This window comes from Paraburkholderia antibiotica, from assembly GCF_012927125.1.
GTDB classification, from domain to species: Bacteria; Pseudomonadota; Gammaproteobacteria; order Burkholderiales; family Burkholderiaceae; genus Paraburkholderia; species Paraburkholderia antibiotica.
In genome coordinates, this window is the sequence record NZ_JABBFZ010000001.1 from 195,308 (window position 1) to 216,616 (window position 21,309).

A 21,309-nucleotide genomic window follows, 5' to 3' on the forward strand; every position below is an offset into this window, starting at 1 on the left:
CCGTGTCCGAGACTGAGATCCTTGAGCGCATCCGCGCGATCTTTCAGGAGAACTTCGCGATCGAGCCGGAACGCGTGACGCCGCAGGCGCATCTGTTCGAAGACCTCGATCTCGACAGCATCGACGCCGTCGATCTGGCGATCAAGCTGCAGGAAATGACCGGTCGCCGCATCAAGCCGGAGGATTTCAAATCCGTGCGCACCGTCGGCGATGTGATCGGCGCGGTCGAATCGCTGCTCGCGGCGCAAGGCTGATGCCGGCCGCGCGACCGCGCTCGCCGATGCCGGAGCCTCGTGTCGTCGCCAGTGCCGCTCACGCCGGCGGCGCTCGGCCTCACTGGAGCAGGGCCCTTGTCCAGGTGCTGCTGAAACTCGCTTACCCCGCGCTGATTTTATGCGCATGGCATTGGGACGCGCCGCGCCTCGTCGGCTTCATGCTGCTGGCGATCCTGTGGCTGCAGCGCTGGGTCGGCGGCGGTCCGGTCGCGATGCCGCTGCGGCAGTTGTCCGCGCTCGACTGGGGCGTCGTGCTCCTGCTGAGCTGCGCGTCGGCGGCGATCGTCGTGACCGATAGCGAGCTGCTGTTGCGCTTCTATCCGGCGCTCGTCAACCTCGGGCTGTTGATCGCGTTCGGCGCGACGCTCAGGCACGGGCCGTCGATGATCGAAAAATTCGCGCGGCTCGGCAAGCCCGATCTGCCGGCCGCCGCGGTGCGTTATACGCGCCGCGTCACCCAGGTCTGGTGCGGGTTCTTCGTGCTGAACGGCGCGTTTTCCGTCTATACCGCGCTGTGCTGGAGTCGCGCGAACTGGTCGCTGTACAACGGTGTGATCGCGTATGGGCTGATCGGCGCGTTGCTCGCCGGCGAGTACGCGTGGCGACGCTTCGTCGTGCTGCCGCGGGTCGCGCGCGCGGGTTCGGAGGCGGCATGATCGCATTGCACGATCTGTTGACGGTGTCGGCCGAGGTGGCCGCGCCCACGACCCCGGTGTGCCGCGACGGCGCCGTGCTGCTCGATCGCGCGGCGTTTCGCGCGCGGGTCGCGGCGTTGATCGCGCTCGTGCAAACGCGCGCCGCGTCGCGTTGCGCGCTCTGCATCGACGACCCGTTCGACTTCGCCTGCGCGTTGTTCGCGGTATTCGCCTGCGGCAAGGAGCCGATCATCCCGGCCAACGCGACGCCGGGCTATCTCGCGGATCTCGCCGGCGCGTACGACTTCATGCTGACGGACGCGGATTTGCCGCCGTGCGTGGCAACGACGCCTGAGCACGAGTCCGCCGCGATCCATCCCGCTTACCCGATCGACCCCCACGCACCGCTCACGCTCTACACCTCCGGCAGCAGCGGCACGCCGAAGCCGATCCGCAAGACGCTCGCGCAATTCAACGCCGAGGTCCACACGCTGGAGACGCAGTGGGGCGCGTTGATCGGCGCCGCGACGATGCTCGCGAGCGTGCCGCATCATCACATCTACGGTCTGCTGTTTCGCGTGCTGTGGCCGCTCGCGGCCGGCCGTGCGTTCGATCGCGCGCTCGGCATGGAGCCGCTGCAATTGCAGGCGTGCATTGAGCACTGCGGCGCGACGGCGATCGTCTCGACGCCCGCGCAACTGTCGCGCTGGCCCGCGATGCCGGGTTTCGCCGCGCTGAGTCCCGCGCCGTGCGCGTTCTTTTCGTCGGGTGGTCCGCTTGCGGCCGATGCCGCGCAGCACTACGCGGCGAGCTATGGCGCCGCGCCGCTCGAAATCTACGGCAGCACCGAGACCGGCGGCATCGCGTGGCGCCGGCAGGACCACGGCGATGCGTGGCAGCCGGTTGCCGGCGCGCAGGTGCGCCGCGACGACGACGGCGCGCTGTGCGTGCGCTCGCCGCATCTCGATCACGACGGCTGGCATCGCACCGGCGACCGCATCGCCGTCGATGCCGACGGTCGCTTCCGTCTGCAAGGCCGCCTCGATCGCGTGCTGAAGCTCGACGGCAAGCGCGTGTCGCTGCCGGAACTCGAAGCGCGGCTCGCGCTGCATCCGCATGTCGCGCAGGCGGCGCTGGTGCCGCTCGAAGGCGCGTCGCGCGAACGGGTCGGCGCGGTCGTCGCGCTGACCGAAGCGGGTAGCGCCGCGCTGCTCGAAACCGGCCGTGTCGCGCTTGCGAAACTGCTGCGTCGCCATCTCGCCGATTACTTCGACGCGGTCGTGCTGCCGCGTCACTGGCGTTTCCGCGCGAGCCTGCCGTTCGATGCGCGCGGCAAGCTGCCGGCGAGCGCGGTGGCCGCCGCGTTCGCGCCGCGCGCCGAGGGCGTGGAAGTGCTCGCGGAAGCGCGCGCCGGCGACACGCTGCATTACGAGCTGCGCGTGCCGCCCACGCTCGTGCATTTCGCCGGCCACTTCCCCGGTCTGCCGATCCTGCCTGGCGTCGTACAGGTCGACTGGGCAGCGCGGCTCGCCGCCGGGCACTGGCCGCGGGCGCGCGTGGTGGCGTCGGTCGAGCGTCTGAAGTTCATGGCGCCGGTGACGCCGGGCGCGGTGCTGAAGCTCACGCTGACGCACGACGCTGCGCGCCGGCGCGTGCAGTTCGCGTACTGGCTCGATGCGCGCGAATGTGCGTCGGGCGTGCTCGTGCATCGGGAGGACGCGTGATGCGCTTCGCGCCCTGCATCGTGATTCCGATCTACAACCACAAGGATGCGATCGGCGCGACCGTCGCGCATCTCGCGGTGCACGGGCTGCCGATTTTCGTCGTCGACGACGGCAGCGATGCGCCGACCCAGCAGGTGCTCCGCGCGCTGGCGCTGCAATACCAGGGACAACTCACGTTATTGCGTCTGCCCGAAAACGGCGGCAAGGGCGCGGCGGTGATGGCGGGCTTGCGCGCCGCGCGCGCGGCCGGCTACACGCACGCGCTGCAGATCGACGCCGACGGCCAGCACGACGCGACCGACGTGCCGCGCTTCATCGACGCCGCGCGCGCCGAGCCCGGCGCGGTGATTCTCGGTCGTCCGGTCTACGACGACACGGTGCCGAAGTCGCGCCTCTACGGCCGTTATCTGACGCACGTGTGGGTGTGGATCGAAACGCTGTCGTTCGCGATTCGCGATTCGATGTGCGGCTTCCGGCTCTATCCGCTCGCGCTCGTATGCGAGCTGATCGACAGCGTGCAGTTGCCGACGCGGATGGACTTCGACATCGAAATTCTCGTGCGTCTGCACTGGCGGCGCGCGGCGTTCCGCTCGATTCCGACGCGCGTGACCTACGCGGCCGACGGCGTGTCGCACTTCGACGTGCTGTGGGACAACGTGCGCATCAGCCGCAGCCACACGCGGCTCGTGTTCGGCATGCTGTGGCGTCTGCCGATGCTGCTCGCGCACAAGGTGATGCCACGGCGCGGCGTGCTGATCGATGCGCAGGAACAACTTGGCCAACCGGCAGACCAACCCACTGCCGCACTCGCCGACGGCTCGCCGCCGCAAGCCTGGTGGCGTATCGCCGAACGCGGCAGTCATCTCGGCATGCGCGTGCTCGCGCTGAGCTGCAAGCTGTTCGGCCGACGCTTCACCGCGCTGTGGCTGCATCCGATCGTCGCGTATTTTCTGCTGACCGGGCGTGCCGCGCGCGCGGCGTCGGACAACTATTTCACGCATCTCGGCGCGGTGTCGGCGCCGGGCGATACGCCGCGCCCCGGCTGGCGCTCCGCGTATCGGCACATGCTGGCGTTCGCGCAGTCGGGCTTCGACAAGCTCGCCGCGTGGAGCGGTCGCGTCAACCAGAGCGACGTCACCTTCGACGACCCTTCGGCATTCGATGCATTGATCGCGAGCGGCAAGGGCGCGCTCGTGATCGGCGCGCATCTCGGCAATCTGGAGATGATGCGCGCGCTCGCGGTGCGCGGTGATCACGCGAAGGTCACGGCGGTCGTCTATACCGAGCACGCGCGCCGCTTCAACGAGGTGCTGGCGTCGTCGAATCGCGATTTCGCGCGGCATCTGCTCGAAGTCGGCGATTTCGGTCCCGAGACCGCGGTGCTGATGCAGCAGCGCATCGATGCGGGCGAGCTGCTGGTGATCGTCGGTGATCGTGTGCCGGCACGCGAAGCGGGGCGCACCACCGACGCGCAATTCCTCGGCGCGAGCGCGCCGTTCGCGCAAGGGCCGTACGTGCTCGCGCATGCGCTCGGCTGCCCGGTCTACCTGTTCTTCTGCCTGAAAGAGCGCGACGGCTACCGGATGTACTTCGAACCGTTCGCCGAGCGCATCGAGCTGCCGCGCCGCGAACGCGCGCAGCATCTGGCCGCGTGGGCGCAGCGCTATGCAACGCGTCTCGAACACTATTGCCGCAAGGCTCCTTATCAATGGTTCAACTTCTTCGATTTCTGGGCCAGCCCGAAGCGAGGCACGAATGGCCCGAGCTGATCTGAGTGGGACGTCAATCGTTATCGGCGCGCGCAAGCTGACGATCGACGACGTCGTCGCGATTGCCCGGCAGCGTGCCGCTGTCGTGCTGAGCGACGATCCCGCGTGGCGCGCGCGCATCGAGCGCGGCGCGGATTTTCTGCGTCGCCAGTTGGCCGCTGGCGCGACCGTGTACGGCGTCAACACCGGTTACGGCGACGCCTGCGTGGTCGACGTGCCGATGGCGCTCGTCGAGGCCTTGCCGCTGCAACTGACGCGCTATCACGGCTGCGGCATGGGTGCGTATCTCGACGACGCGCAAACGCTCGCGGTGATCGCCGCGCGTCTGACGTCGCTCGCGTATGGTTTTTCGGGCGTGCGTACGGTGCTGCTCGAACGGCTCGCCGCGTTGATCAATCATCGCGTGTTGCCGCGTATTCCGTCCGAGGGTTCGGTCGGCGCGAGCGGCGATCTGACGCCGCTGTCGTACGTGGCGGCCGCGCTCGTGGGCGAGCGCGACGTGCACTATGCCGGCGGTGTGCGCGCGGCGCGCGACGTATGGGCCGAACTGGGTGTCGAACCGCTGACGCTCGCGCCGAAGGAAGGCCTCGCGCTGATGAACGGCACGGCCGTGATGACGGGCCTCGCATGTCTCGCGGTGGCGCGCGCGGAGCATCTGACGCGGCTGGCCGCGCGGTTGACCGCGCTCTCGACGGTCGCGCTCGACGGCCGCGCCGCGCACTTCGACGCAACGCTGTTCGACGTGAAGCCGCACGCGGGCCAGGCCGAAGCGGCCGCATGGATTCGCGCCGATCTGGCGGGCCGCGCCGACACGCCGGGGCATCGGTTGCAGGATCGCTATTCGATCCGCTGCGCGCCGCATGTGATCGGCGTCGCGTGCGATGCGCTCGGCTGGGTGCGCCGCGATGTCGAGAACGAACTGAACAGCGCGAACGACAATCCGCTCGTCGATCCCGACAACGAACGGATCTTGCACGGCGGCAACTTCTACGGCGGCCATATCGCGTTCGCGATGGATGCGCTGAAGGTCGCCGTCGCCAATCTCGCGGATCTGATGGATCGGCAGCTCGCGTTGCTGGTCGACGTCAACTTCAATAACGGCTTGCCGCGCAATCTGTCGGGCGCGGCGCCCGAGCGCGCGGCGATCAATCACGGCTTCAAGGCCGTGCAGATTTCGTCGTCCGCATGGACCGCCGAGGCGCTGAAGAACACGATGCCCGCGAGCGTGTTTTCGCGCTCGACCGAGGCGCACAATCAGGACAAGGTCAGCATGGGCACGATCGCCGCGCGCGACTGTTTGCGCGTGCTCGAACTGACTGAGCAGGTGGCCGCCGCGCATACGCTCGCGACCGTGCAGGCGGTGAATTTGCGTCTGCGCATCGATCGCACGACGCCGGTGCCTGCCGTGCTGAGCGCATTTATCGACGATGTGGGTGCACAATCGCCGTTCGTCGCGGAAGACCGCGCGCTCGAAGGCGAGCTACGCGCGCTGAGCGCGCGCATTGCCGCGAGCGAACTGTTGGACATGAACGAATATCGCAAAGGAAACAACGCATGAGCGAGGCTGCAAAAGTGCTGAACGTCCCCCATCTGCTCGCCGCGAGCACGACGGTCGAAGTGCCGTTTCACGACGTCGACGCGATGAGCGTGTGCTGGCATGGCAATTATTTGAAGTACTTCGAAATGGGCCGCGCGGCACTGCTGCGCACGTTCGACTACGACTATCGCGAGATGGAGGCGTCCGGCTATGTGTGGCCGATCGTCGAGGCGCATCTGAAGTACGTGCGTCCCGCCGTCTATGGACAGACGCTGGAGGTGCGCACGCACCTGCTCGAATATGAAAACCGCCTGAAAATAGGCTACGAAATCGTCGATCGTGCATCGGGCACGCGGCTCACCAAGGGCTATACGATCCAGGTCGCCATCGATGCCGCGACCAGGGAACTGCAGTTCGTGTCGCCGCCGGTCGTGGCCGAAAAGCTCGCGCGCGTGCTGGGACGATGAGCGAGGCGATGATGGGGCCGACGATGGGAGCGATCAATCGAAGCGTGGCGCGATCGGCCGTGTGCCGCACGATGAGCGCGCTGGCGATGACGGGCGCGCTCGGCGTGGCATGCGCGCTCGCATGGCCGCCCGCGCCGGCGCAGGCGGCAACTACGACCACCGCGACCGCGCAATCGACCACACCCCCCACCTCGGCGTCGTCCGCCAACGACCCCGCGCTCGTCGCGCAGATCACCGCGCATCTCGCCGCGGCGAAGGGCGTGCGCGCGCAATTCACGCAGACGCAAACGCTCGCCGCGATGAAGCAGCCGCTCGTCAGCAGCGGCACCTTGCTGTTTTTCCGCGAGCGCGGCGTGATCTGGCAGATCGATACGCCCTACAAAGCGACCTACGTGATCACCGATGCCGGCGTCACGCAGCTCGACGCGAGCGGTCATCGCGTGAATACACGTAGCGCGCAGGGCGCGCGCGGCGTCGCGCAGGTCTCGAAGATGATGCGCGCGATGCTCGGTGGCGATCTGTCGGCGCTGTACTCGCAATTCGACGTCGGCGCCGAAGGCAGCATCGCGCAATGGCGCATGCACCTCACGCCGAACCAGCCGCAGCTCGCGCAATCGCTCAAGGGCCTCGAGATGAGCGGCGGCGACTATCTGCAAAGCCTGCGCATCACGCTCGCGAATGGCGACGTGACGAAGCTCGACTTCGCGAACAGCGCGGCCGTCGCCGAACCGGGCCCGGCCGAGCGCACTCTGTTCGGAGCGCCGTAATGGACATGCTGCAACAGCGCGTCGCGAAACAGGCCTGGGGCGTGCGCGCCGCATGGCTCGTGCTCGCGCTGCTGGCAGCGCTGTATTGCGGCTGGCGGTTCGCGGGACCGTCGCCGCTCGAAACCAATCTGCTCGCGCTGTTGCCCGCGACCGAAGCGGATCCGGTCGCCGAGAAGGCGGTCGATACGCTCGCGAGCGCGCTCGGCGATCGCACGGTGCTGCTAGTCACGAGCCGCGACGACGCGCACGCGAAAGCGGCCGCGAAACAACTGGGCGCGGCGTTGGGCAAGAGCGGCGCGTTCGCGTCGGTGATCGCCGAGTTGCCGCCGTTCGATCTGTCGCAGATCGCGGTGCTGTATCAGCCGTATCGCTTCGGCCTGCTCGCGCCGGCCGATCGCGCGACGCTCGCGAACCCGGGCGCCACGACGCTGCACGACATGCTCGCGCAGCGCATCTATAGCCCGTTGCAAGGCGGCCTCAGCACGCCGCTCGCCGACGATCCGTTCGGCTGGCTCGAACGCTGGCTCGGCGGCTTGCCGCTCGCGACGTCGAATCTCGACGTCGAGGACAACCTGCTGGTCTCGCATCGGAACGACGCGCATGGCGACACGACCAGCGTACTGATCGTCGCGACGCTGCCGGGCTCCGCGTACGAAACGAAGACGCAGCGCGCGGTGCATGCGGCGCTCGCCGATGCTGAAGGCGCGTTGCGCGAGCGTTTTCCCGACGTCACGGTGGCCCGCGCCGGCGCGGTGTTTTACGCCGAAGCCGCGCGTAGCGCGTCCGAGCGCGAGGTGCACCTGATCGGCCTCGCGTCGCTCGGCGGCATCGCACTGCTGATGATGTGGGTGTTCCGTTCGCCGCGTCTGCTGCTGCTCGGCTTCGTGTCGACCGCGCTCGGCATCGTCTGCGCGCTCGCCGCGACGCTACTGATCTTCGGCAAGCTGCATCTGCTGACGCTGGTGTTTGGCGCGAGCCTGATCGGCGAGGCCGTCGATTATTCGATCCAGTACTTCGTCGTCTATCTCGGCGCGGGCCGTGACTGGGATGCGCGGCGCGGCGCGCGCATGGTGCGCCCCGCGTTGACGGTCGCGCTCGCGACGAGCCTGCTCGGCTACGCGATCCTGATGTGGGTGCCGTTCCCGGCGCTCAAGCAGATCGCGTGTTTCGCGATGGTCGGGATCGCGACCGCGTTCGCGTCGGTGCTGTGGCTGTTGCCCGCGCTGCTCACGCGCGCGCCGAAGCGCAGCCCGCAACGCGTGTTCGCGGGCGCGGCGCGCCTGCTCGCCGGCTGGCAGCGCGTGCTTGGCGGCAAGCGCGCGTGGTGGGGCGCGGCGCTGCTGCTGATCGTCGCGATTCCGGGTTGGCTGCGTCTGACCAGCGACGACGACATTCACCTGCTGATCCAGCGCGATGCATCGCTGGTCGCGCAGGAGGACAAGGTGCGCGCGGCGGTCGGCGTCGACAATAGCGCGCAGTTTTTCGTCGTGCGCGGCGCGACCGGGGAAGCGGTGCTGCAACGCGCCGAAGCGCTCGGCGCCAGGCTCGATGCGCTGAACGGCACCGCGAATGGTGTCGGCGGCTATCAGTCGGTCGCGCAGTTCGTACCGTCCGCGCAGCGTCAGAACGCAGACCGCGCGTTGCTCGCGCAGCACGTATTCGACGATCCCGCCGCGTTGCGCGCCACGCTGTTGCAAGCCGGCTTCAAGGACGAAGTCGCCGATGCATGGCTCGCCGCGTATGCGCGCCCGCAGGCGCCGCTGAGCGTCGGGCAGTGGCTCGCGGCGCCGTGGTCGCAGCCGTATCGGCATCTGTGGCTCGGCGCGGTACAAGCGGATTCGGCTCATGGAGCGAATAACGCAACGGAGGCAACCGGAGCCGGTTACGCCGCCGTCGTGATTCCGCAAGGCGTGACGCCGCGCAACGAGCCGGCGCTGATCGCGCTCGCGCACGACTTGCCCGGCGTCGTCTTCGTCGACAAGGCCGCGAGCGTGTCGAAGCTGTTCGGCGCGTATCGCGTGGACAGCGGCTGGTGGCTCGGCGGCGCGCTGGTGCTCGTCGGCGTGCTGCTGATGCTGCGCTATCGCGTGCGCGGCGGCCTCGCGACGACGCTGCCGGTGCTGCTCGCGGTCGGCGTTGCGCTGGCGGTGTTCGGCTACGCGGGCGTGCCGCTCAATCTGTTCAACTGGCTCGCGCTGATGCTGGTGCTCGGCGTCGGCGCAAACTATGCGGTGTTTCTGCGCGAAGGCTGTCTGCGCGCGGAAGCGGATCTCGGCGCGGTGTGGACCGGCGTGCTGCTGTCGGCGGCGACCACGCTGCTGTCGTTCGGCATGCTCGGCATGAGCGAGATGCCGGCGTTGCGCAGCTTCGGCACGACGCTCGCGCTCGGTATCGCCGTGTCGGTGCTGCTCGCGCCGCTCGGCATGCCGGCGCGGATGCCAGCGCCCGCGTCATCGGAATCACGGAGGGCGGCATGAACGCGCCAGCAGTCTATTTACACGCGCTCGGCATGATCAACGCGCTCGGCGGCGACCTCGACGAGATCGTGCCGGCGCTCGCCGCCGCGCGGTCGCCCGGCATGGGCCTCGTGCATACCGGCATCGGCGATGCGTTTGTCGGCAGTGTGCTGGCGCCGCTCGATCTGGCGCCGCGCGCCGATCTCGCGCGCTACGACTGTCGCAACAACCGGCTGCTGCTCGCCGCGCTCGCGCAGATCGCGCCGGCCATCGACGCGGCGCGCGAACGCTACGGCCCGGCGCGCATCGGTGTGGTGCTCGGCACCAGCACGTCGGGCATCGAGGCGGCCGAAACCGCGTTCGTCTATCACGCGCAGGCCGGCGAGTTGCCCAGCAGCTTCAACTACCGGCAGATGGAAATCGGCACCGCCGCGCCGTTCGCGGCTGCTGCGCTCGGCGTCGAAGGACCGGCGTTCACGATCTCGACCGCGTGTACGTCGAGCGCGAAGGCGTTCGCGTCGGCGCGTCGGCTGCTGCAATTGCAGCTATGCGATGCGGTCGTGGTGGGCGGCGTCGATTCGCTGTGCGAATTGACGGTGCAGGGTTTCGCGTCGCTCGAATCGACCAGCGACGTGCGCACCAATCCGATGAGCCGCAATCGCCGCGGCATTAACGTCGGCGAGGGCGCGGCCGTGTTCCTGATGAGTCGCGACGAAGCGGCGGTGCGGCTCGCGGGCCTCGGCGAATCGAGCGACGCGCATCATATTTCGGCGCCGGACCCGCAAGGCGTCGGCGGCGAACTCGCGTTGCGCGCGGCGCTGGCGGATGCGGGCATCGCGGCGTCGGCGCTCGGCTACGTGAACCTGCATGCAACCGCGACGCAGAAGAACGACGAGATGGAAGCGCGGCTGATGGCGCGCGTGTTCCCCGCGGGCGTCGCCGCGAGCGGCACCAAGCCGCTGACCGGCCACCAGCTCGGCGCGGCCGGCGCGACCGAGCTCGGCTTCGCGTGGCTCACGCTGGCCCGCGAGGACGTGCCGCTGCCGCCGCATCTGTGGGACGGCGAGGCCGATCCGGCGCTGCCCGTGCTCGATCTCGTCGACGGCACGCGTCATCTGCCGCGCGGCGCGGGCACGCAGTACGCGATGAGCAATTCGTTCGCGTTCGGCGGCAGCAACGTCAGCCTGATTCTGGCCCGGTGACGCGCATGACGGCTTCGTTTCCGACGGTCGAACAACTCGCGCGCCAGCCCATCGAGGCGATCATCCCGCATCGCGGCAGCATGTTGCTGCTCGACGCGGTCGAGACCTTCGCCGACACCACGCTGAGCGCGTTCGCGCACGTCGACCCGCACGCGTGGTACGCGGATGCCGACGGCGCGATGCCCGCGTGGATCGGCATCGAGCTGATGGCGCAGGCGATCGCCGCGCACGTTGCGCTCGTCGCGATGCGTGGCGGCGGTCACGCGCGGCCTGGCGTGCTGCTCGGCTCGCGCAGCTATCAGGCGTTGCAGCCGGCGTTCGAAAGCGGCGCGCGGTTGCGCATTCACGTGAGCGAACTGCTGCGCAGCGATGCCGGCCACGGCGCGTACGAATGCACGATCGACGCCGGCACCGCGCGCTGCGCCGAAGCCGTGATCAAGGTGTTTCAGCCGCCCGATTTCCAGTCTTTCATCGAAGGGAGTGTCAGTTCATGAGCCGGCGTGTTCTCGTTACCGGCGCAAGCCGCGGCATCGGCCGCGCGATTGCGTACAAGTTGGCCGCCGACGGCTTCGCCGTATCCGTGCATTGCCGCACCGGACGCAGCGAGGCCGACGCGGTCGCGACGGGCATCGCCGCGCAGGGCGGCACGGCGCGCGTGCTGCAGTTCGACGTGCGCGAGCGCGCTGCGTGTCGTGAAGCGCTCGAAGCGGACGTCGCCGCCAACGGTCCGTACTACGGCATCGTGTGCAGCGCGGGCGTCACGCGCGACGCCGCGTTTCCGGCGCTGACCGAAGAAGACTGGGACGTGGTGATCGAAACCGGGCTCGACGCGTTCTACAACGTCGTGCATCCGCTGACGATGCCGATGGTGCGCGCGCGCAAGGGCGGACGCATCGTCACGATCGCGTCGGTGTCGGGCGTGATCGGCAATCGCGGGCAGGTCAACTACAGCGCGGCGAAGGCCGGCCTGATCGGCGCGACCAAGGCGCTCGCGGTCGAACTCGCATCGCGCAACATCACGGTCAACTGCGTCGCACCGGGGCTGATCGAAACCGGCATGCTCGAACAGACGACGCTCGAACATGCGCTGAAGAGCGTGCCGATGAACCGCGTCGGCCAGCCGGCCGAGGTGGCGTCGGTGGTGAGCTTTCTGATGTCCGATAGCGCGTCGTACGTGACGCGTCAGGTGATCGGCGTGAACGGCGGGATGATCTGATGAAGCGCGTCGTCATTACCGGCATGGGCGGCGTGACCGCGTTCGGCGATAGCTGGGACGAGGTTCAAGCGCGTCTGCAGCGCGGCGAAAACGCGGTGCGGCGCATCGCCGAGTGGGACTATTTCGAAGCGTTGCATACGCGGCTCGCGTGTCCGCTGCCCGGCTTCACGACGCCCGCGCATTACCCGCGCAAGAAGGTGCGCTCGATGGGCCCGGTGTCGCTGTACTCGGTGCGCGCGAGCGAACTCGCGCTCGCCGACGCGGGTCTCGCCGACGACGCGAGCATCGCCGACGGCCGCATGGGCGTCGCGTACGGTTCGTCGTCGGGCTCCGTGCAGCCGATCCGCGCGTTCGGCACGATGCTCGAAACCGGCTCGATGACCCACGTCACGTCGAACAGCTACGTGCAGATGATGCCGCACACCACGGCCGTCAACGTGAGTCTGTTCTGGGACCTCAAAGGCCGCATCATCCCGACCTCGTGCGCGTGCGCGTCGGGCAGCCAGGCGATCGGCTACGCGTACGAGGCGATCCAGAGCGGCAAGCAGACGCTGATGCTGGCGGGCGGCGCGGAAGAGTTGTCGGGGCCGGCGGTCGCGGTGTTCGACACGCTGTACGCGACCAGCACGCGCAACGACGAGCCGCATCTGACGCCGCGTCCGTTCGATGCCGCGCGCGACGGCCTCGTGGTCGGCGAGGGCGCGGCGACGCTGGTGCTCGAAGAATACGAACATGCGATCGCGCGCGGCGCGCGGATTCACGCGGAGATCGTCGGCTTCGGCTGCAATTCGGACGGCGCGCACATGACGCAGCCGACCGCCGACACGATGGCGCTGGCGATGCAGCTCGCGCTGCGCGACGCGCGGCTCGCGCCGGAAGCGATTGCGTATGTGAACGCGCACGGCACCTCGACCGATCGCGGCGACATCGCCGAAAGCTACGCGACCGCGCAGACCTTCGGCGCGCGCATGCCGATCAGTTCGCTGAAGAGCTACGTCGGCCATACGCTCGGCGCGTGCGGTGCGATCGAGGCGTGGTGGACGATCGAGATGATGAAGCGCAACTGGTACGTGCCGACGCTGAATCTCGAGCAGGTCGATCCGGCCTGCGCGCCGCTCGATTACATCGTCGGCGGGGCGCGCGAGATCGATGCCGAGTACGTGATGAGCAACAACTTCGCGTTCGGCGGCATCAATACGTCGCTGATTTTCAGGCGCGTTCGATGAGCGTCGCGCTGCAACGCGTGGTCGTGACCGGCATGGGCATCGTGTCGTGTCTCGGCAATACGCTCGACGACGTCGCGGCCGCACTGCGCGATGGACGTTCGCGGATCGAGCGCATCGACGCGTGGCGCGAGCGCGGCTTCGGCTCGCAGGTCGCGGGCGTCGCGTCGGTCGCGCATGAGGAGCCGTTCGAGCGCAAGCTCGAACGCTTCATGGGCGACACCGCGCGCTTTGCCTGCCACGCGGCGCGCAATGCAATCGATGACGCGGGCCTTGCCGCGCACGCGTTGCAGTCGCCGCATGCGGGCGTCGTGATCGGCTCGGGCGTCGGCACGATGGCGAGCTACGACGCGGCGCTCGCCATTGGCCACGCGCGCGGCATCGACAAGATACCGCCGTACACGGTGCCGCACGCGATGAGCAGCACCGCGTCGGCGAACGTCGCGCAGGTGTTCGGGCTCGAAGGCGTCAGCTATTCACCGTCGTCGGCGTGTACGACTTCGGCGCTCGCGATCGGTCAGGCGCTGCAACTGATCCAGACCGGCCGTCAGCAGATCGTGCTGGCCGGCGGCAGCGAAGCGCTGCACGACCACATGACGTTGATGTTCGACGCGATGGGCGCGTTGTCGCGGCGCTTTAACGACACGCCGTCGCGCGCGTCGCGGCCTTACGACACCGAACGCGATGGCTTCGTGATCGCGTCGGGCGGCGGCGTGCTGGTGCTCGAAGCGCTCGACCACGCGCTCGCGCGCGGCGCGCGCATCTACGCGGAGCTGACGGGCTTCGGCGATTGCACCGATCGCGCGGGTATGGTCGCGCCGCGCGCGGCCGGTATCGCGCGCGCGATGCTCGGCGCGCTCGCCGACGCGGGGCGTCGCCCGGACTACGTGAACACGCATGCGCCATCGACGCCGCGCGGCGACCTCGAAGAGCTGCACGCGTTGCGCGACGTGTTCGGCGCATCGGTGGAAGGCGTGCCCGCGTTTTCGTCGACCAAGGGGATGACCGGGCATTCGCTCGGCGCATGCGGCGCGCACGAAGCGATCTACACGCTGCTGATGATGCGCGACGGGTTTATCGCGGGCACGGCCGAGGTCGATACACCTGAGCCGGAAGTCATGGCCATGCCGCTCGTGCGCCGCGCGCGCGACGCGCGTATCGATACCGCGATGTCGGTTTCATTCGGGTTCGGCGGCAGTTGCGCGAGCCTGATTTTCGAAGCGTGGCGAGGCGGATGAGTCGACGCCGAGCCGCGATAACCGGCCGCCGGACTCGAAGGCGGTCGTCAATCTGCAGACAGGGAAGAGGATAAGAATGAAAAAGCTCGTTTCGGTGGGTGCGGTGCTGGTGGTGGCGTTGACGCAGGCCGGTTGCGGCACGCAGGTGAAGTCGCTGCCGTTCGCGGCGGCCGGCGGCGAATCGCGCGGCGAGGTGCCGGTGTACTTCGGCACGCAGAATCATCAGCCGGTGAAGACGCGTCTGGGCGAAGTGTCGTACTCGGTGCGGATCGCGCGTCAGACGTCGGGCCCGGATGACGCGTGTCATCTCGCGCTCGCCGAAGCGGTCGGCAAGCTGCGCGCGGCGGCGCGCGCGCGTCATGCGAATGCGGTGATCGACGTGTCGACGCGCTTTCACAACACCGAATCGAATTCGTCGACCGACTTCACCTGCGGCGTGAGCCCGAGCGCGGCGGCGATCGCGGTGCGCGGGCAACTGGTGGTGCTGGAAGCGCGTTGATGCGGTGGCGCGCGCTGGCAACGTGAGCGGGCCTCGTGCGCGGGCTCGCGCATGAGCGCGGACTAACGCGCCACCGAACCAGCCTTACGCGCGCTTCACGGCCGCGACGTTGACGAGCGTCTCGCGACGCTTGCCGGGTTGCGGCCGGTACAGGCCGAGCCGTTCGAGCAGACCGAAGTCTTTCGCGCGGCTCCACCACAGGTAGGGCAGCGACACGTTATGCGGGCCGAAGCTGAAGCCGCCGTCGCGCAGCATGTCGAGATAGCCGTCGGCGCTCTTCTGTACGTGCATAGGATGACGAAACAGTAGCCGGATCACCCACGACCTGATGTACGCATCGGTCGATTCGGCGAACAGCAGCACGCCGCCCGGCTTCAGCACGCGGTGGAACTCGGCGAGCGCGCGTTCCTGCTCGACGAGATGATGGAAGGTCTGGTGGCAGAACACGAGGTCGGCGCTGGCATCGGGCAGCGGCAGTTGCGCGCAGTCGCCATGCAGCAGTTCGATGTCGGCAACCGTGTCACGGCACGCATGAGCGGCCTGCGCGGCGAGCGTCAGCGATGGCGCATGGAAATCGATGCCGACGATGCGGCGCGGCTTGAACGCGTCGGCGAGCAGCCGGAACGAGATGCCTTGCCCGCAACCCACATCGACGATGACCGGTGCATCGGGCAACGGCGTATCGATCAGGCGCTTGAGGTCGTTGATTGCGACGCGCAGCACGTGATGTTCCCACGTGTGCGTGCGCAGGAACCAGATTCCGAAGGCCGTTTCCGGCACGAAGGGCACACTGGATAGTTCGGATGACGACACGATGCACTCCCGGCAAAGCCGTTTCTTGCTGCTGGAGGCAGGATTGTAGCGAGAAGTGCGTGCATCGCGCGAGGTCGGGCGATGCATGAAACCCCGCATGCAGAGCGGCACGCATGCAAACCGTTGGAGCAGTGATTTGAATAGCGATTCTTCAAAGCGGAACGCGGTCGACGTCGCGATCATCGGCGCGGGTCCGGCCGGCGCGGTGGCTGCCGCGCTGTTGCGGCGCGCGGGCCGCTCGGTGCTGGTGCTCGAGCGTCAGCATTTTCCGCGCTTCTCGATCGGCGAGAGCCTGCTGCCGCAGAGCATGGCGTACCTCGAAGAGGCCGGCATGCTGCAGGCGGTCGTCGAGGCGGGCTTCCAGTACAAGAACGGCGCGTATTTCGTGTACCGCGACCAGCATTCGTCGTTCGACTTCCGCGACAAGCATTCGCCCGGCTGGGGCACCACGTATCAGGTCGAGCGCGCGGTGTTCGACGACGTGCTGATTCGCGGCGCGGCCGCCCAGGGCGCCGACGTGCGTTTCGGCCATACGGTGCGCGCGGTGCAGACGGGCGCGGCGCCGCGCCTCGATGTGGTCGATGAAGCGGGGCACGCGTATCAGGTCGACGCGCGCTTCGTGCTCGATGCGAGCGGCTTCGGCCGCGTGCTGCCGCGTCTGCTGAATCTGGAGTCGCCGACGCGCATGCCGACGCGCGCGGCGATCTTCTCGCACGTGCGCGACGGTCTGACGCTCGATGCGTCCGATCGCAACAAGATCTGCATCGCCACGCATCCGGAGCGGCGCGACGTGTGGTTCTGGATGATTCCGCTCGCGGGCGGCCGTTCGTCGGTCGGCTGCGTGGCCGAGGCGAGCTTTCTCGACGTGCCCGACGAGGCGCGCGAAGCGACGCTGCGTGCGTTGATCCGGCAGGAGCCGACGCTGAACCGCCTGATCGGCGATGCGCCGTTCCTGATGCCGGTGAACCGGATCGGCGGCTACGCGGCGAACGTCGAGCGTTTGCACGGGCCGGGTTATGCGCTGCTCGGCAATGCGGGCGAGTTTCTCGATCCGGTGTTTTCGTCGGGCGTGACGATCGCGTTGCGCTCCGCGCATCTGGCCGCGCATACGCTGAACCGGCAACTGGATGGCGCGACGGTCGACTGGTCCGCCGATTACGACGTGCCGTTGCGCAAGGGTATCGATACGTTCCGAGCGTTCGTCGAGCGCTGGTACACCGGCGAGCTGCAGGACATCATCTATTACCCGGACCCGACGCCGTCGATTCGTCGCATGATCTGCGCGGTGCTCGCCGGCTATGCTTGGGACGAGTCGAATCCGTATGTCGCGGATCCGGTCAGGCGGCTCAATGCGCTGCACGAGGTGTGCAAGCCGCATTGAGGTAGCGGGCGGTCGCGATGCGAAGAAAAAACGGCGCTTCGGAATCGAAGCGCCGTTTTGCCATGCAGCGCATCAACCGACGATCGGCGCATTCAGGCCGTCGATTCGAAGCCCGAATTCAAGCTTCAAGCCGCGATCTTCGCGTGCCCCGGCACATGCCCGCGCGCGTCGCCGCGCCGATGCACACGCTTGCCGGCCGCATACGTTTCGTACACCGCACGATCGTCGCCGAGCAGCGCGAACGCGAACAGCAGCTCTTCCAGCGACTCGGGCCGCGCGGTGCGGCGCGCGAGCAGCGGCGTCGCCTGCGGATCGAGCACGACGAAATCCGCTTCCGCACCGGTCTTCAGCGTGCCGACCTGGTCGCCGAGATCGAGCGCTTCGGCCGCGCCGGCGGTCGCCAGCCAGAACATCCGCGTCGCGGTCAGATGATGGCCGCCGAGACGCGCGACCTTGTGCGCTTCGTTCATCGTTTGCAGCATCGAGAACGACGTGCCGCCGCCGACGTCGGTGGCGAGCGCGATCGGCATGCCGGCCGAGTCGGCCTTGTCGAAGTCGAACAGGCCGCTGCCGAGGAACAGGTTCGAGGTCGGGCAGTGCGACGCGACCGCGCCGGTTTGCGCCATGCGCTTGCGGTCCTCGTCGTCGAGATAGATGCAATGGCCGTACACCGCGCGGCGGCGCAGCAGGCCGTAGTGATCGTAGACGTCGAGATAGCTGCGGTGGCCGGGGAATAGATCCGCGACCCATTTCACTTCGTCGGTGTTCTCCGCGACGTGGCTCTGGATGAACACATCCGGATGCAACTTCGCGAGCGCGCCGCACGCTTCGAGCTGCGCCTCGGTCGAGGTCGGCGCGAAGCGCGGCGTGAGCGCGTACATCTGGCGGCCGCGCTTGTGCCAGCGGCCGATCAGCTCGGCGCTGTCGTCGTAGCCCGATTGCGCGGTGTCGCGCAGGAACTCGGGGCAGTGGCGGTCCATCAGCACCTTGCCGGCGACCATGCGCAGATTGCGCGCGTCGCTCTCGGCGAACAGCGCGTCGGCGGATGCCTTGTGAACCGTGCAGTAGACGAGCGCGGTGGTGGTGCCGCAGGCGAGCAGTTCGTCGACGAAGAAGCTCGCGGTGTCGCGCGCGTGGTTGGCGTCGGCGAAGCGGCGCTCGGTCGGGAACGTGTAGGTGTCGAGCCACGGCAGCAGACCCGGCGCTGGCGACGCGATCATGTCGGTCTGCGGATAGTGGATGTGCGTATCGATGAAGCCGGGCACGATCAGCTTGCCGCGTCGGTCCTCGACGGGCGTGCCGGGCGCGAGCCGCGCCGCGAGTGCCGCATACGCGTCCGCCGCGACCACGCGACCGTCCTCGACGATCAGCAGGCCGTCTTCATGAAACACCGCCCCATGGGGCGCGTGCGCGGGATCGCCGTGAAAGGTCAGCAGCGACGCGCGAAACGCGGTCGGCGCGGATTTCCCGGATTTCCCGGATTGCGCGGGTTTCGCGGATTGGCCGGTTGGCGCCGGGGTGCCCGCTTGCGCGGTGTGAGCCGAATCAGTCATGGAAAACCTGTCTCCGAATGTTAAAAGCGGGCCTGTGTGCCGAGGTTTAATGGCTGCGGCATTCAGGCAGCGGCGGATTCGTTGCCCGCTTGCCGGGGCTGGCCGACACCGCCGAATTCACCGAATCCAGCGAATGCAGCGAATGCAGCGAATGCGTCCGCGCTCGCGAGCGGGCGCCGAGGACGGGCTCGCCCGCGAGCAGCCGATCCATTCAACGCGTGCCCAAGCCGCGGCAAATGCCGCGTCCGACTCGTGCCAGATGCCGCGCCAATACCGCGTCAGTGCGAAGCGTCCTGCCGCCAGCTCGCATCCAGCTTGCCGATCAGCAGATCGCGTTCCTCGGGCGTCACGAACGACGCCTCGAAGCCGTTGCGGATGATCGTGTAGACCTCGGCGTCGTCGAGCTTCAGCGCATCGATCGTGGCCAGGTAGTTCGCGTTCACGTAGCCGCCGAAATAGGCTGGGTCGTCGGAATTGACGGTGACCGCGACGCCGCGATCGAGCAGATCCTTCAGCGTGTGTTTGGTCAGATCGTCGAACACGCACAGCTTCAGGTTCGACAGCGGGCACACGGTCAGCGCGACGCGCGTGTCGGCCAGACGCGTGACGAGCGCCGGATCCTCGATGCTGCGCACGCCGTGATCGACGCGATCGACCTTCAGCACGTCGAGCGCTTCGTAGATGTACGACGGCGGGCCTTCCTCGCCCGCGTGCGCGACCAGCTTCAGACCGAGCGCGCGCGCCTTCGCGAACACGCGCTCGAACTTCGACGGCGGATGGCCGCGCTCCGACGAGTCGAGACCGACGCCGATCAGCCGGTGCTGGTATTGCTCGAAGAGGGGCAGCGCTTCGTCGAAGGTGGCGAGCGCGTCGTCCTCGGACAGATGGCGCAGGAAACACAGGATCAGCTTGCTCGACATGCCGCGCTTTTCCGCGTCGGCGAGCGCGCGCTCGATACCGGCCACCACCGCCGCGATCCGCACGCCGCGTTCGGTGTGCGTCTGCGGGTCGAAGAAGATTTCGCTATGCACGACGTTGTCGGCGAGACAGCGCTCGACATAGGCCATCGTCATGTCGTAGAAGTCCTGCTCGTGCAGCAGCACGCTCGCGCCCGCGTAGTAGATGTCGAGGAACGATTGCAGATCGGTGAACGCGTACGCGGCGCGCAGGGCTTCCACCGAGTCGTACGCGAGCTTCACGCCGTTGCGCTGCGCGAGCGCGAAGATCAGCTCGGGTTCGAGCGAGCCTTCGATATGGATATGCAATTCGGCCTTCGGTGCGCGCGCGGTTTTGTCGGCGAGCGAGAGAGGGGTAGCGATTGTCGTGCTCATGGTGGTCAGGTGTTCTGTTGATTGTGTTATTGGATGCGCGGGGGCGTGCCGTGACGTGTCGTTTCGTGATGTAGGGTCGGTGCGCCGGACCGTCAAACCGGCTGGGTCGCGCGCCGCGCGCCCGCGTGCGCTTCGACCGCCTGCAGCACCTGCGCGGCCGCCGAGATCGCGATGACCTCCGGCGCCTTGTCCACGATGCCGTCCACGCCGAGCGGGCACTTCATTCGGGCGATCTGCGCCGGATCGATGCCGCGCGCCGCGAGCCGGTGTTCGAACTGCTTGCGCTTGCTGTGCGAGCCGATCATGCCGAAGAACGCGAAGTCGCCGCGTCGCAGGATGCGCTCGGCCAGTTCGAGATCGAGCGCATGGTTGTGCGTCATCACGACGAAGTACGTGCCGGGCGCGGCCTCGTCGATCGCTTCGTCGGGCGCGTCGTTGGCGTCGATCGTGACGTTCGGCGCGTGCACGGTGTCGAGCGACGGAAACTGCGCGTCGCGTTCGTCGACCCAGCGCACCGTGCACGGCAGCGTCACGAGCACGCGCACCAGCGCTGCGCCGACGTGACCGGCGCCGAATAGCACCACCGGGAATTCGCCCGGCGCGATGGTCTCGGTCAGGAGCGCGCTGCTGTCGTCGAAGCCGGCGCCGTCCCACAGCAGGCAGTCGGCGGTGTCGACGCCGGGTTCGGGCTCGGACAGCATCACCGCATCCGGCGCGGGGCCGAATGATACGCTACGCACGGTCGACTGACCCGCGGCGAGCCGCTTCACGAGCGACGCGATCCAGCCGAGATCGCCGATGTCGAGTCGCTCGAACGCGAGAATCACCGCGCCGCCGCAGCACTGGCCGAGGCTCGGGCCTAGCGCGAATCGTTCGAGGCGGCGCATGTGCGGCGCGCGCATGCCGTCGCGCAGCACCTGGCGCGCGGTCTCGATCGCTTTCCATTCGAGATGGCCGCCGCCGATCGTATGTTTCGCGGCTTCGCGCGTGACGATCATCTTCGTGCCGGCTTCGCGCGGCGCCGAACCTTCGGCGCGCGCGACCGTTACCAGCACGGCGGCGTCGCCGTGCGCGAGCAGGTGTTGCAGGTCAGTGAGCCAGGCTTGCATCCGGCGCTTCTCCATTGGCATGCCGCACGGGGTGTCCGGGCGGCGGGTTGTTTGCGGCTCGCGGCGGTTGTGTCGCGTTGGGCCGGTCGATACGTTCTCGTTCGATACGTTCTA

20 protein-coding genes are annotated in these 21,309 nt (G+C 68.1%); 15 read left to right on the plus strand and 5 right to left on the minus strand.

What is annotated here, in order from left to right:
* Nucleotides 1-2 precede the first annotated feature (2 nt).
* The 14 genes from HHL14_RS00945 (at nt 3) to HHL14_RS01010 (ending at nt 15,008) form a co-directional block, all read left to right on the plus strand.
* Nucleotides 3-254 (plus strand): acyl carrier protein, encoded by a 252-nt coding sequence (locus HHL14_RS00945; RefSeq protein WP_169495717.1) that lies wholly within the window; start codon nt 3-5, stop codon nt 252-254.
* Entirely contained in the window at nt 254-931 is a 678-nt protein-coding gene (locus HHL14_RS00950) for a COG4648 family protein (protein ID WP_169495718.1), read from the plus strand. Before HHL14_RS00945 ends, HHL14_RS00950 begins: the two co-directional genes overlap by 1 nt.
* Nucleotides 928-2,634: an AMP-binding protein gene (locus tag HHL14_RS00955; protein ID WP_169495719.1), complete on the plus strand. Its 1,707-nt coding sequence runs from the start codon at nt 928-930 to the stop codon at nt 2,632-2,634. Before HHL14_RS00950 ends, HHL14_RS00955 begins: the two co-directional genes overlap by 4 nt.
* Complete coding sequence (locus HHL14_RS00960) at nt 2,634-4,403, plus strand: glycosyltransferase family 2 protein (RefSeq protein WP_169495720.1); 1,770 nt, start codon at nt 2,634-2,636, stop codon at nt 4,401-4,403. Before HHL14_RS00955 ends, HHL14_RS00960 begins: the two co-directional genes overlap by 1 nt.
* Nucleotides 4,390-5,961, plus strand: coding sequence for an HAL/PAL/TAL family ammonia-lyase (locus HHL14_RS00965; RefSeq protein ID WP_169495721.1), 1,572 nt, complete (start codon nt 4,390-4,392; stop codon nt 5,959-5,961). The genes HHL14_RS00960 and HHL14_RS00965 overlap by 14 nt, the downstream gene beginning before the upstream one ends.
* Nucleotides 5,958-6,407 (plus strand): acyl-CoA thioesterase, encoded by a 450-nt coding sequence (locus HHL14_RS00970; RefSeq protein WP_169495722.1) that lies wholly within the window; start codon nt 5,958-5,960, stop codon nt 6,405-6,407. Before HHL14_RS00965 ends, HHL14_RS00970 begins: the two co-directional genes overlap by 4 nt.
* 23 nt (nt 6,408-6,430) lie before the next feature.
* Nucleotides 6,431-7,174 carry a LolA family protein gene (locus HHL14_RS00975; RefSeq protein ID WP_407945257.1) on the plus strand — a complete coding sequence of 248 codons (744 nt, stop codon included), beginning with the start codon at nt 6,431-6,433 and terminating at the stop codon, nt 7,172-7,174.
* Nucleotides 7,174-9,651, plus strand: a complete 2,478-nt coding sequence (locus HHL14_RS00980; protein WP_169495723.1) for an MMPL family transporter — start codon at nt 7,174-7,176, stop codon at nt 9,649-9,651. Before HHL14_RS00975 ends, HHL14_RS00980 begins: the two co-directional genes overlap by 1 nt.
* On the plus strand, nt 9,648-10,832 hold the full coding sequence (locus HHL14_RS00985; RefSeq protein ID WP_169495724.1) for a beta-ketoacyl-[acyl-carrier-protein] synthase family protein: 1,185 nt from the start codon (nt 9,648-9,650) through the stop codon (nt 10,830-10,832). Before HHL14_RS00980 ends, HHL14_RS00985 begins: the two co-directional genes overlap by 4 nt.
* Nucleotides 10,833-10,837: 5 nt before the next feature.
* Entirely contained in the window at nt 10,838-11,326 is a 489-nt protein-coding gene (locus tag HHL14_RS00990; RefSeq protein ID WP_169495725.1) for a hotdog family protein, read from the plus strand.
* Nucleotides 11,323-12,048, plus strand: coding sequence for a 3-ketoacyl-ACP reductase FabG2 (locus tag HHL14_RS00995; protein ID WP_169495726.1), 726 nt, complete (start codon nt 11,323-11,325; stop codon nt 12,046-12,048). The genes HHL14_RS00990 and HHL14_RS00995 overlap by 4 nt, the downstream gene beginning before the upstream one ends.
* Nucleotides 12,048-13,274, plus strand: coding sequence for a beta-ketoacyl-ACP synthase (locus HHL14_RS01000; RefSeq protein WP_169495727.1), 1,227 nt, complete (start codon nt 12,048-12,050; stop codon nt 13,272-13,274). Before HHL14_RS00995 ends, HHL14_RS01000 begins: the two co-directional genes overlap by 1 nt.
* Nucleotides 13,271-14,509, plus strand: coding sequence for a beta-ketoacyl-[acyl-carrier-protein] synthase family protein (locus HHL14_RS01005; protein ID WP_169495728.1), 1,239 nt, complete (start codon nt 13,271-13,273; stop codon nt 14,507-14,509). Before HHL14_RS01000 ends, HHL14_RS01005 begins: the two co-directional genes overlap by 4 nt.
* A 76-nt stretch (nt 14,510-14,585) precedes the next feature.
* Nucleotides 14,586-15,008: a signal peptidase gene (locus tag HHL14_RS01010; protein WP_169495729.1), complete on the plus strand. Its 423-nt coding sequence runs from the start codon at nt 14,586-14,588 to the stop codon at nt 15,006-15,008.
* A gap of 84 nt (nt 15,009-15,092) precedes the next feature.
* Here the strand turns inward: HHL14_RS01010 and HHL14_RS01015 are convergent, their stop codons facing one another.
* Nucleotides 15,093-15,821, minus strand: a complete 729-nt coding sequence (locus HHL14_RS01015; RefSeq protein ID WP_169495730.1) for a class I SAM-dependent methyltransferase — start codon at nt 15,819-15,821, stop codon at nt 15,093-15,095.
* 136 nt (nt 15,822-15,957) lie between these two features.
* Between HHL14_RS01015 and HHL14_RS01020 the strand changes: the two genes are divergently transcribed.
* Nucleotides 15,958-17,202, plus strand: coding sequence for an NAD(P)/FAD-dependent oxidoreductase (locus HHL14_RS01020; RefSeq protein ID WP_169495731.1), 1,245 nt, complete (start codon nt 15,958-15,960; stop codon nt 17,200-17,202).
* Between the two features lie 125 nt (nt 17,203-17,327).
* On the opposite strand, the gene guaD is transcribed toward HHL14_RS01020, so the two are convergent.
* The 4 genes from guaD to xdhC all read right to left on the minus strand — a co-directional run bounded on the left by guaD (nt 17,328) and on the right by xdhC (nt 21,195).
* Nucleotides 17,328-18,755, minus strand: coding sequence for a guanine deaminase (gene guaD / locus HHL14_RS01025; protein ID WP_169495732.1), 1,428 nt, complete (start codon nt 18,753-18,755; stop codon nt 17,328-17,330).
* Nucleotides 18,756-18,801: 46 nt separating this feature from the next.
* Nucleotides 18,802-18,966 (minus strand): hypothetical protein, encoded by a 165-nt coding sequence (locus HHL14_RS01030; RefSeq protein ID WP_169495733.1) that lies wholly within the window; start codon nt 18,964-18,966, stop codon nt 18,802-18,804.
* 67 nt (nt 18,967-19,033) lie between these two features.
* Nucleotides 19,034-20,086, minus strand: a complete 1,053-nt coding sequence (locus HHL14_RS01035) for an adenosine deaminase (RefSeq protein ID WP_169495734.1) — start codon at nt 20,084-20,086, stop codon at nt 19,034-19,036.
* 92 nt (nt 20,087-20,178) lie between these two features.
* Nucleotides 20,179-21,195, minus strand: coding sequence for a xanthine dehydrogenase accessory protein XdhC (xdhC, locus tag HHL14_RS01040; protein ID WP_169495735.1), 1,017 nt, complete (start codon nt 21,193-21,195; stop codon nt 20,179-20,181).
* Nucleotides 21,196-21,309 lie beyond the last annotated feature (114 nt).

What these genes read in the sequence shown, in the direction of transcription:
- HHL14_RS00980 (WP_169495723.1), top strand. Translation starts at nt 7,174, where the DNA reads ATGGACATGCTGCAACAGCGCGTCGCGAAACAGGCCTGGGGCGTGCGC.
- HHL14_RS01000 (WP_169495727.1), top strand. Translation starts at nt 12,048, where the DNA reads ATGAAGCGCGTCGTCATTACCGGCATGGGCGGCGTGACCGCGTTCGGC.
- HHL14_RS00975 (WP_407945257.1), top strand. Translation starts at nt 6,431, where the DNA reads ATGGGAGCGATCAATCGAAGCGTGGCGCGATCGGCCGTGTGCCGCACG.
- HHL14_RS00965 (WP_169495721.1), top strand. Translation starts at nt 4,390, where the DNA reads ATGGCCCGAGCTGATCTGAGTGGGACGTCAATCGTTATCGGCGCGCGC.
- HHL14_RS00950 (WP_169495718.1), top strand. Translation starts at nt 254, where the DNA reads ATGCCGGCCGCGCGACCGCGCTCGCCGATGCCGGAGCCTCGTGTCGTC.
- HHL14_RS01030 (WP_169495733.1), bottom strand. Translation starts at nt 18,966, where the DNA reads ATGGATCGGCTGCTCGCGGGCGAGCCCGTCCTCGGCGCCCGCTCGCGA.
- HHL14_RS00995 (WP_169495726.1), top strand. Translation starts at nt 11,323, where the DNA reads ATGAGCCGGCGTGTTCTCGTTACCGGCGCAAGCCGCGGCATCGGCCGC.
- HHL14_RS01035 (WP_169495734.1), bottom strand. Translation starts at nt 20,086, where the DNA reads ATGAGCACGACAATCGCTACCCCTCTCTCGCTCGCCGACAAAACCGCG.
- guaD (WP_169495732.1), bottom strand. Translation starts at nt 18,755, where the DNA reads ATGACTGATTCGGCTCACACCGCGCAAGCGGGCACCCCGGCGCCAACC.
- HHL14_RS01005 (WP_169495728.1), top strand. Translation starts at nt 13,271, where the DNA reads ATGAGCGTCGCGCTGCAACGCGTGGTCGTGACCGGCATGGGCATCGTG.
- HHL14_RS00960 (WP_169495720.1), top strand. Translation starts at nt 2,634, where the DNA reads ATGCGCTTCGCGCCCTGCATCGTGATTCCGATCTACAACCACAAGGAT.
- HHL14_RS01010 (WP_169495729.1), top strand. Translation starts at nt 14,586, where the DNA reads ATGAAAAAGCTCGTTTCGGTGGGTGCGGTGCTGGTGGTGGCGTTGACG.
- HHL14_RS00990 (WP_169495725.1), top strand. Translation starts at nt 10,838, where the DNA reads ATGACGGCTTCGTTTCCGACGGTCGAACAACTCGCGCGCCAGCCCATC.
- HHL14_RS00970 (WP_169495722.1), top strand. Translation starts at nt 5,958, where the DNA reads ATGAGCGAGGCTGCAAAAGTGCTGAACGTCCCCCATCTGCTCGCCGCG.
- xdhC (WP_169495735.1), bottom strand. Translation starts at nt 21,195, where the DNA reads ATGCAAGCCTGGCTCACTGACCTGCAACACCTGCTCGCGCACGGCGAC.
- HHL14_RS00955 (WP_169495719.1), top strand. Translation starts at nt 928, where the DNA reads ATGATCGCATTGCACGATCTGTTGACGGTGTCGGCCGAGGTGGCCGCG.
- HHL14_RS00985 (WP_169495724.1), top strand. Translation starts at nt 9,648, where the DNA reads ATGAACGCGCCAGCAGTCTATTTACACGCGCTCGGCATGATCAACGCG.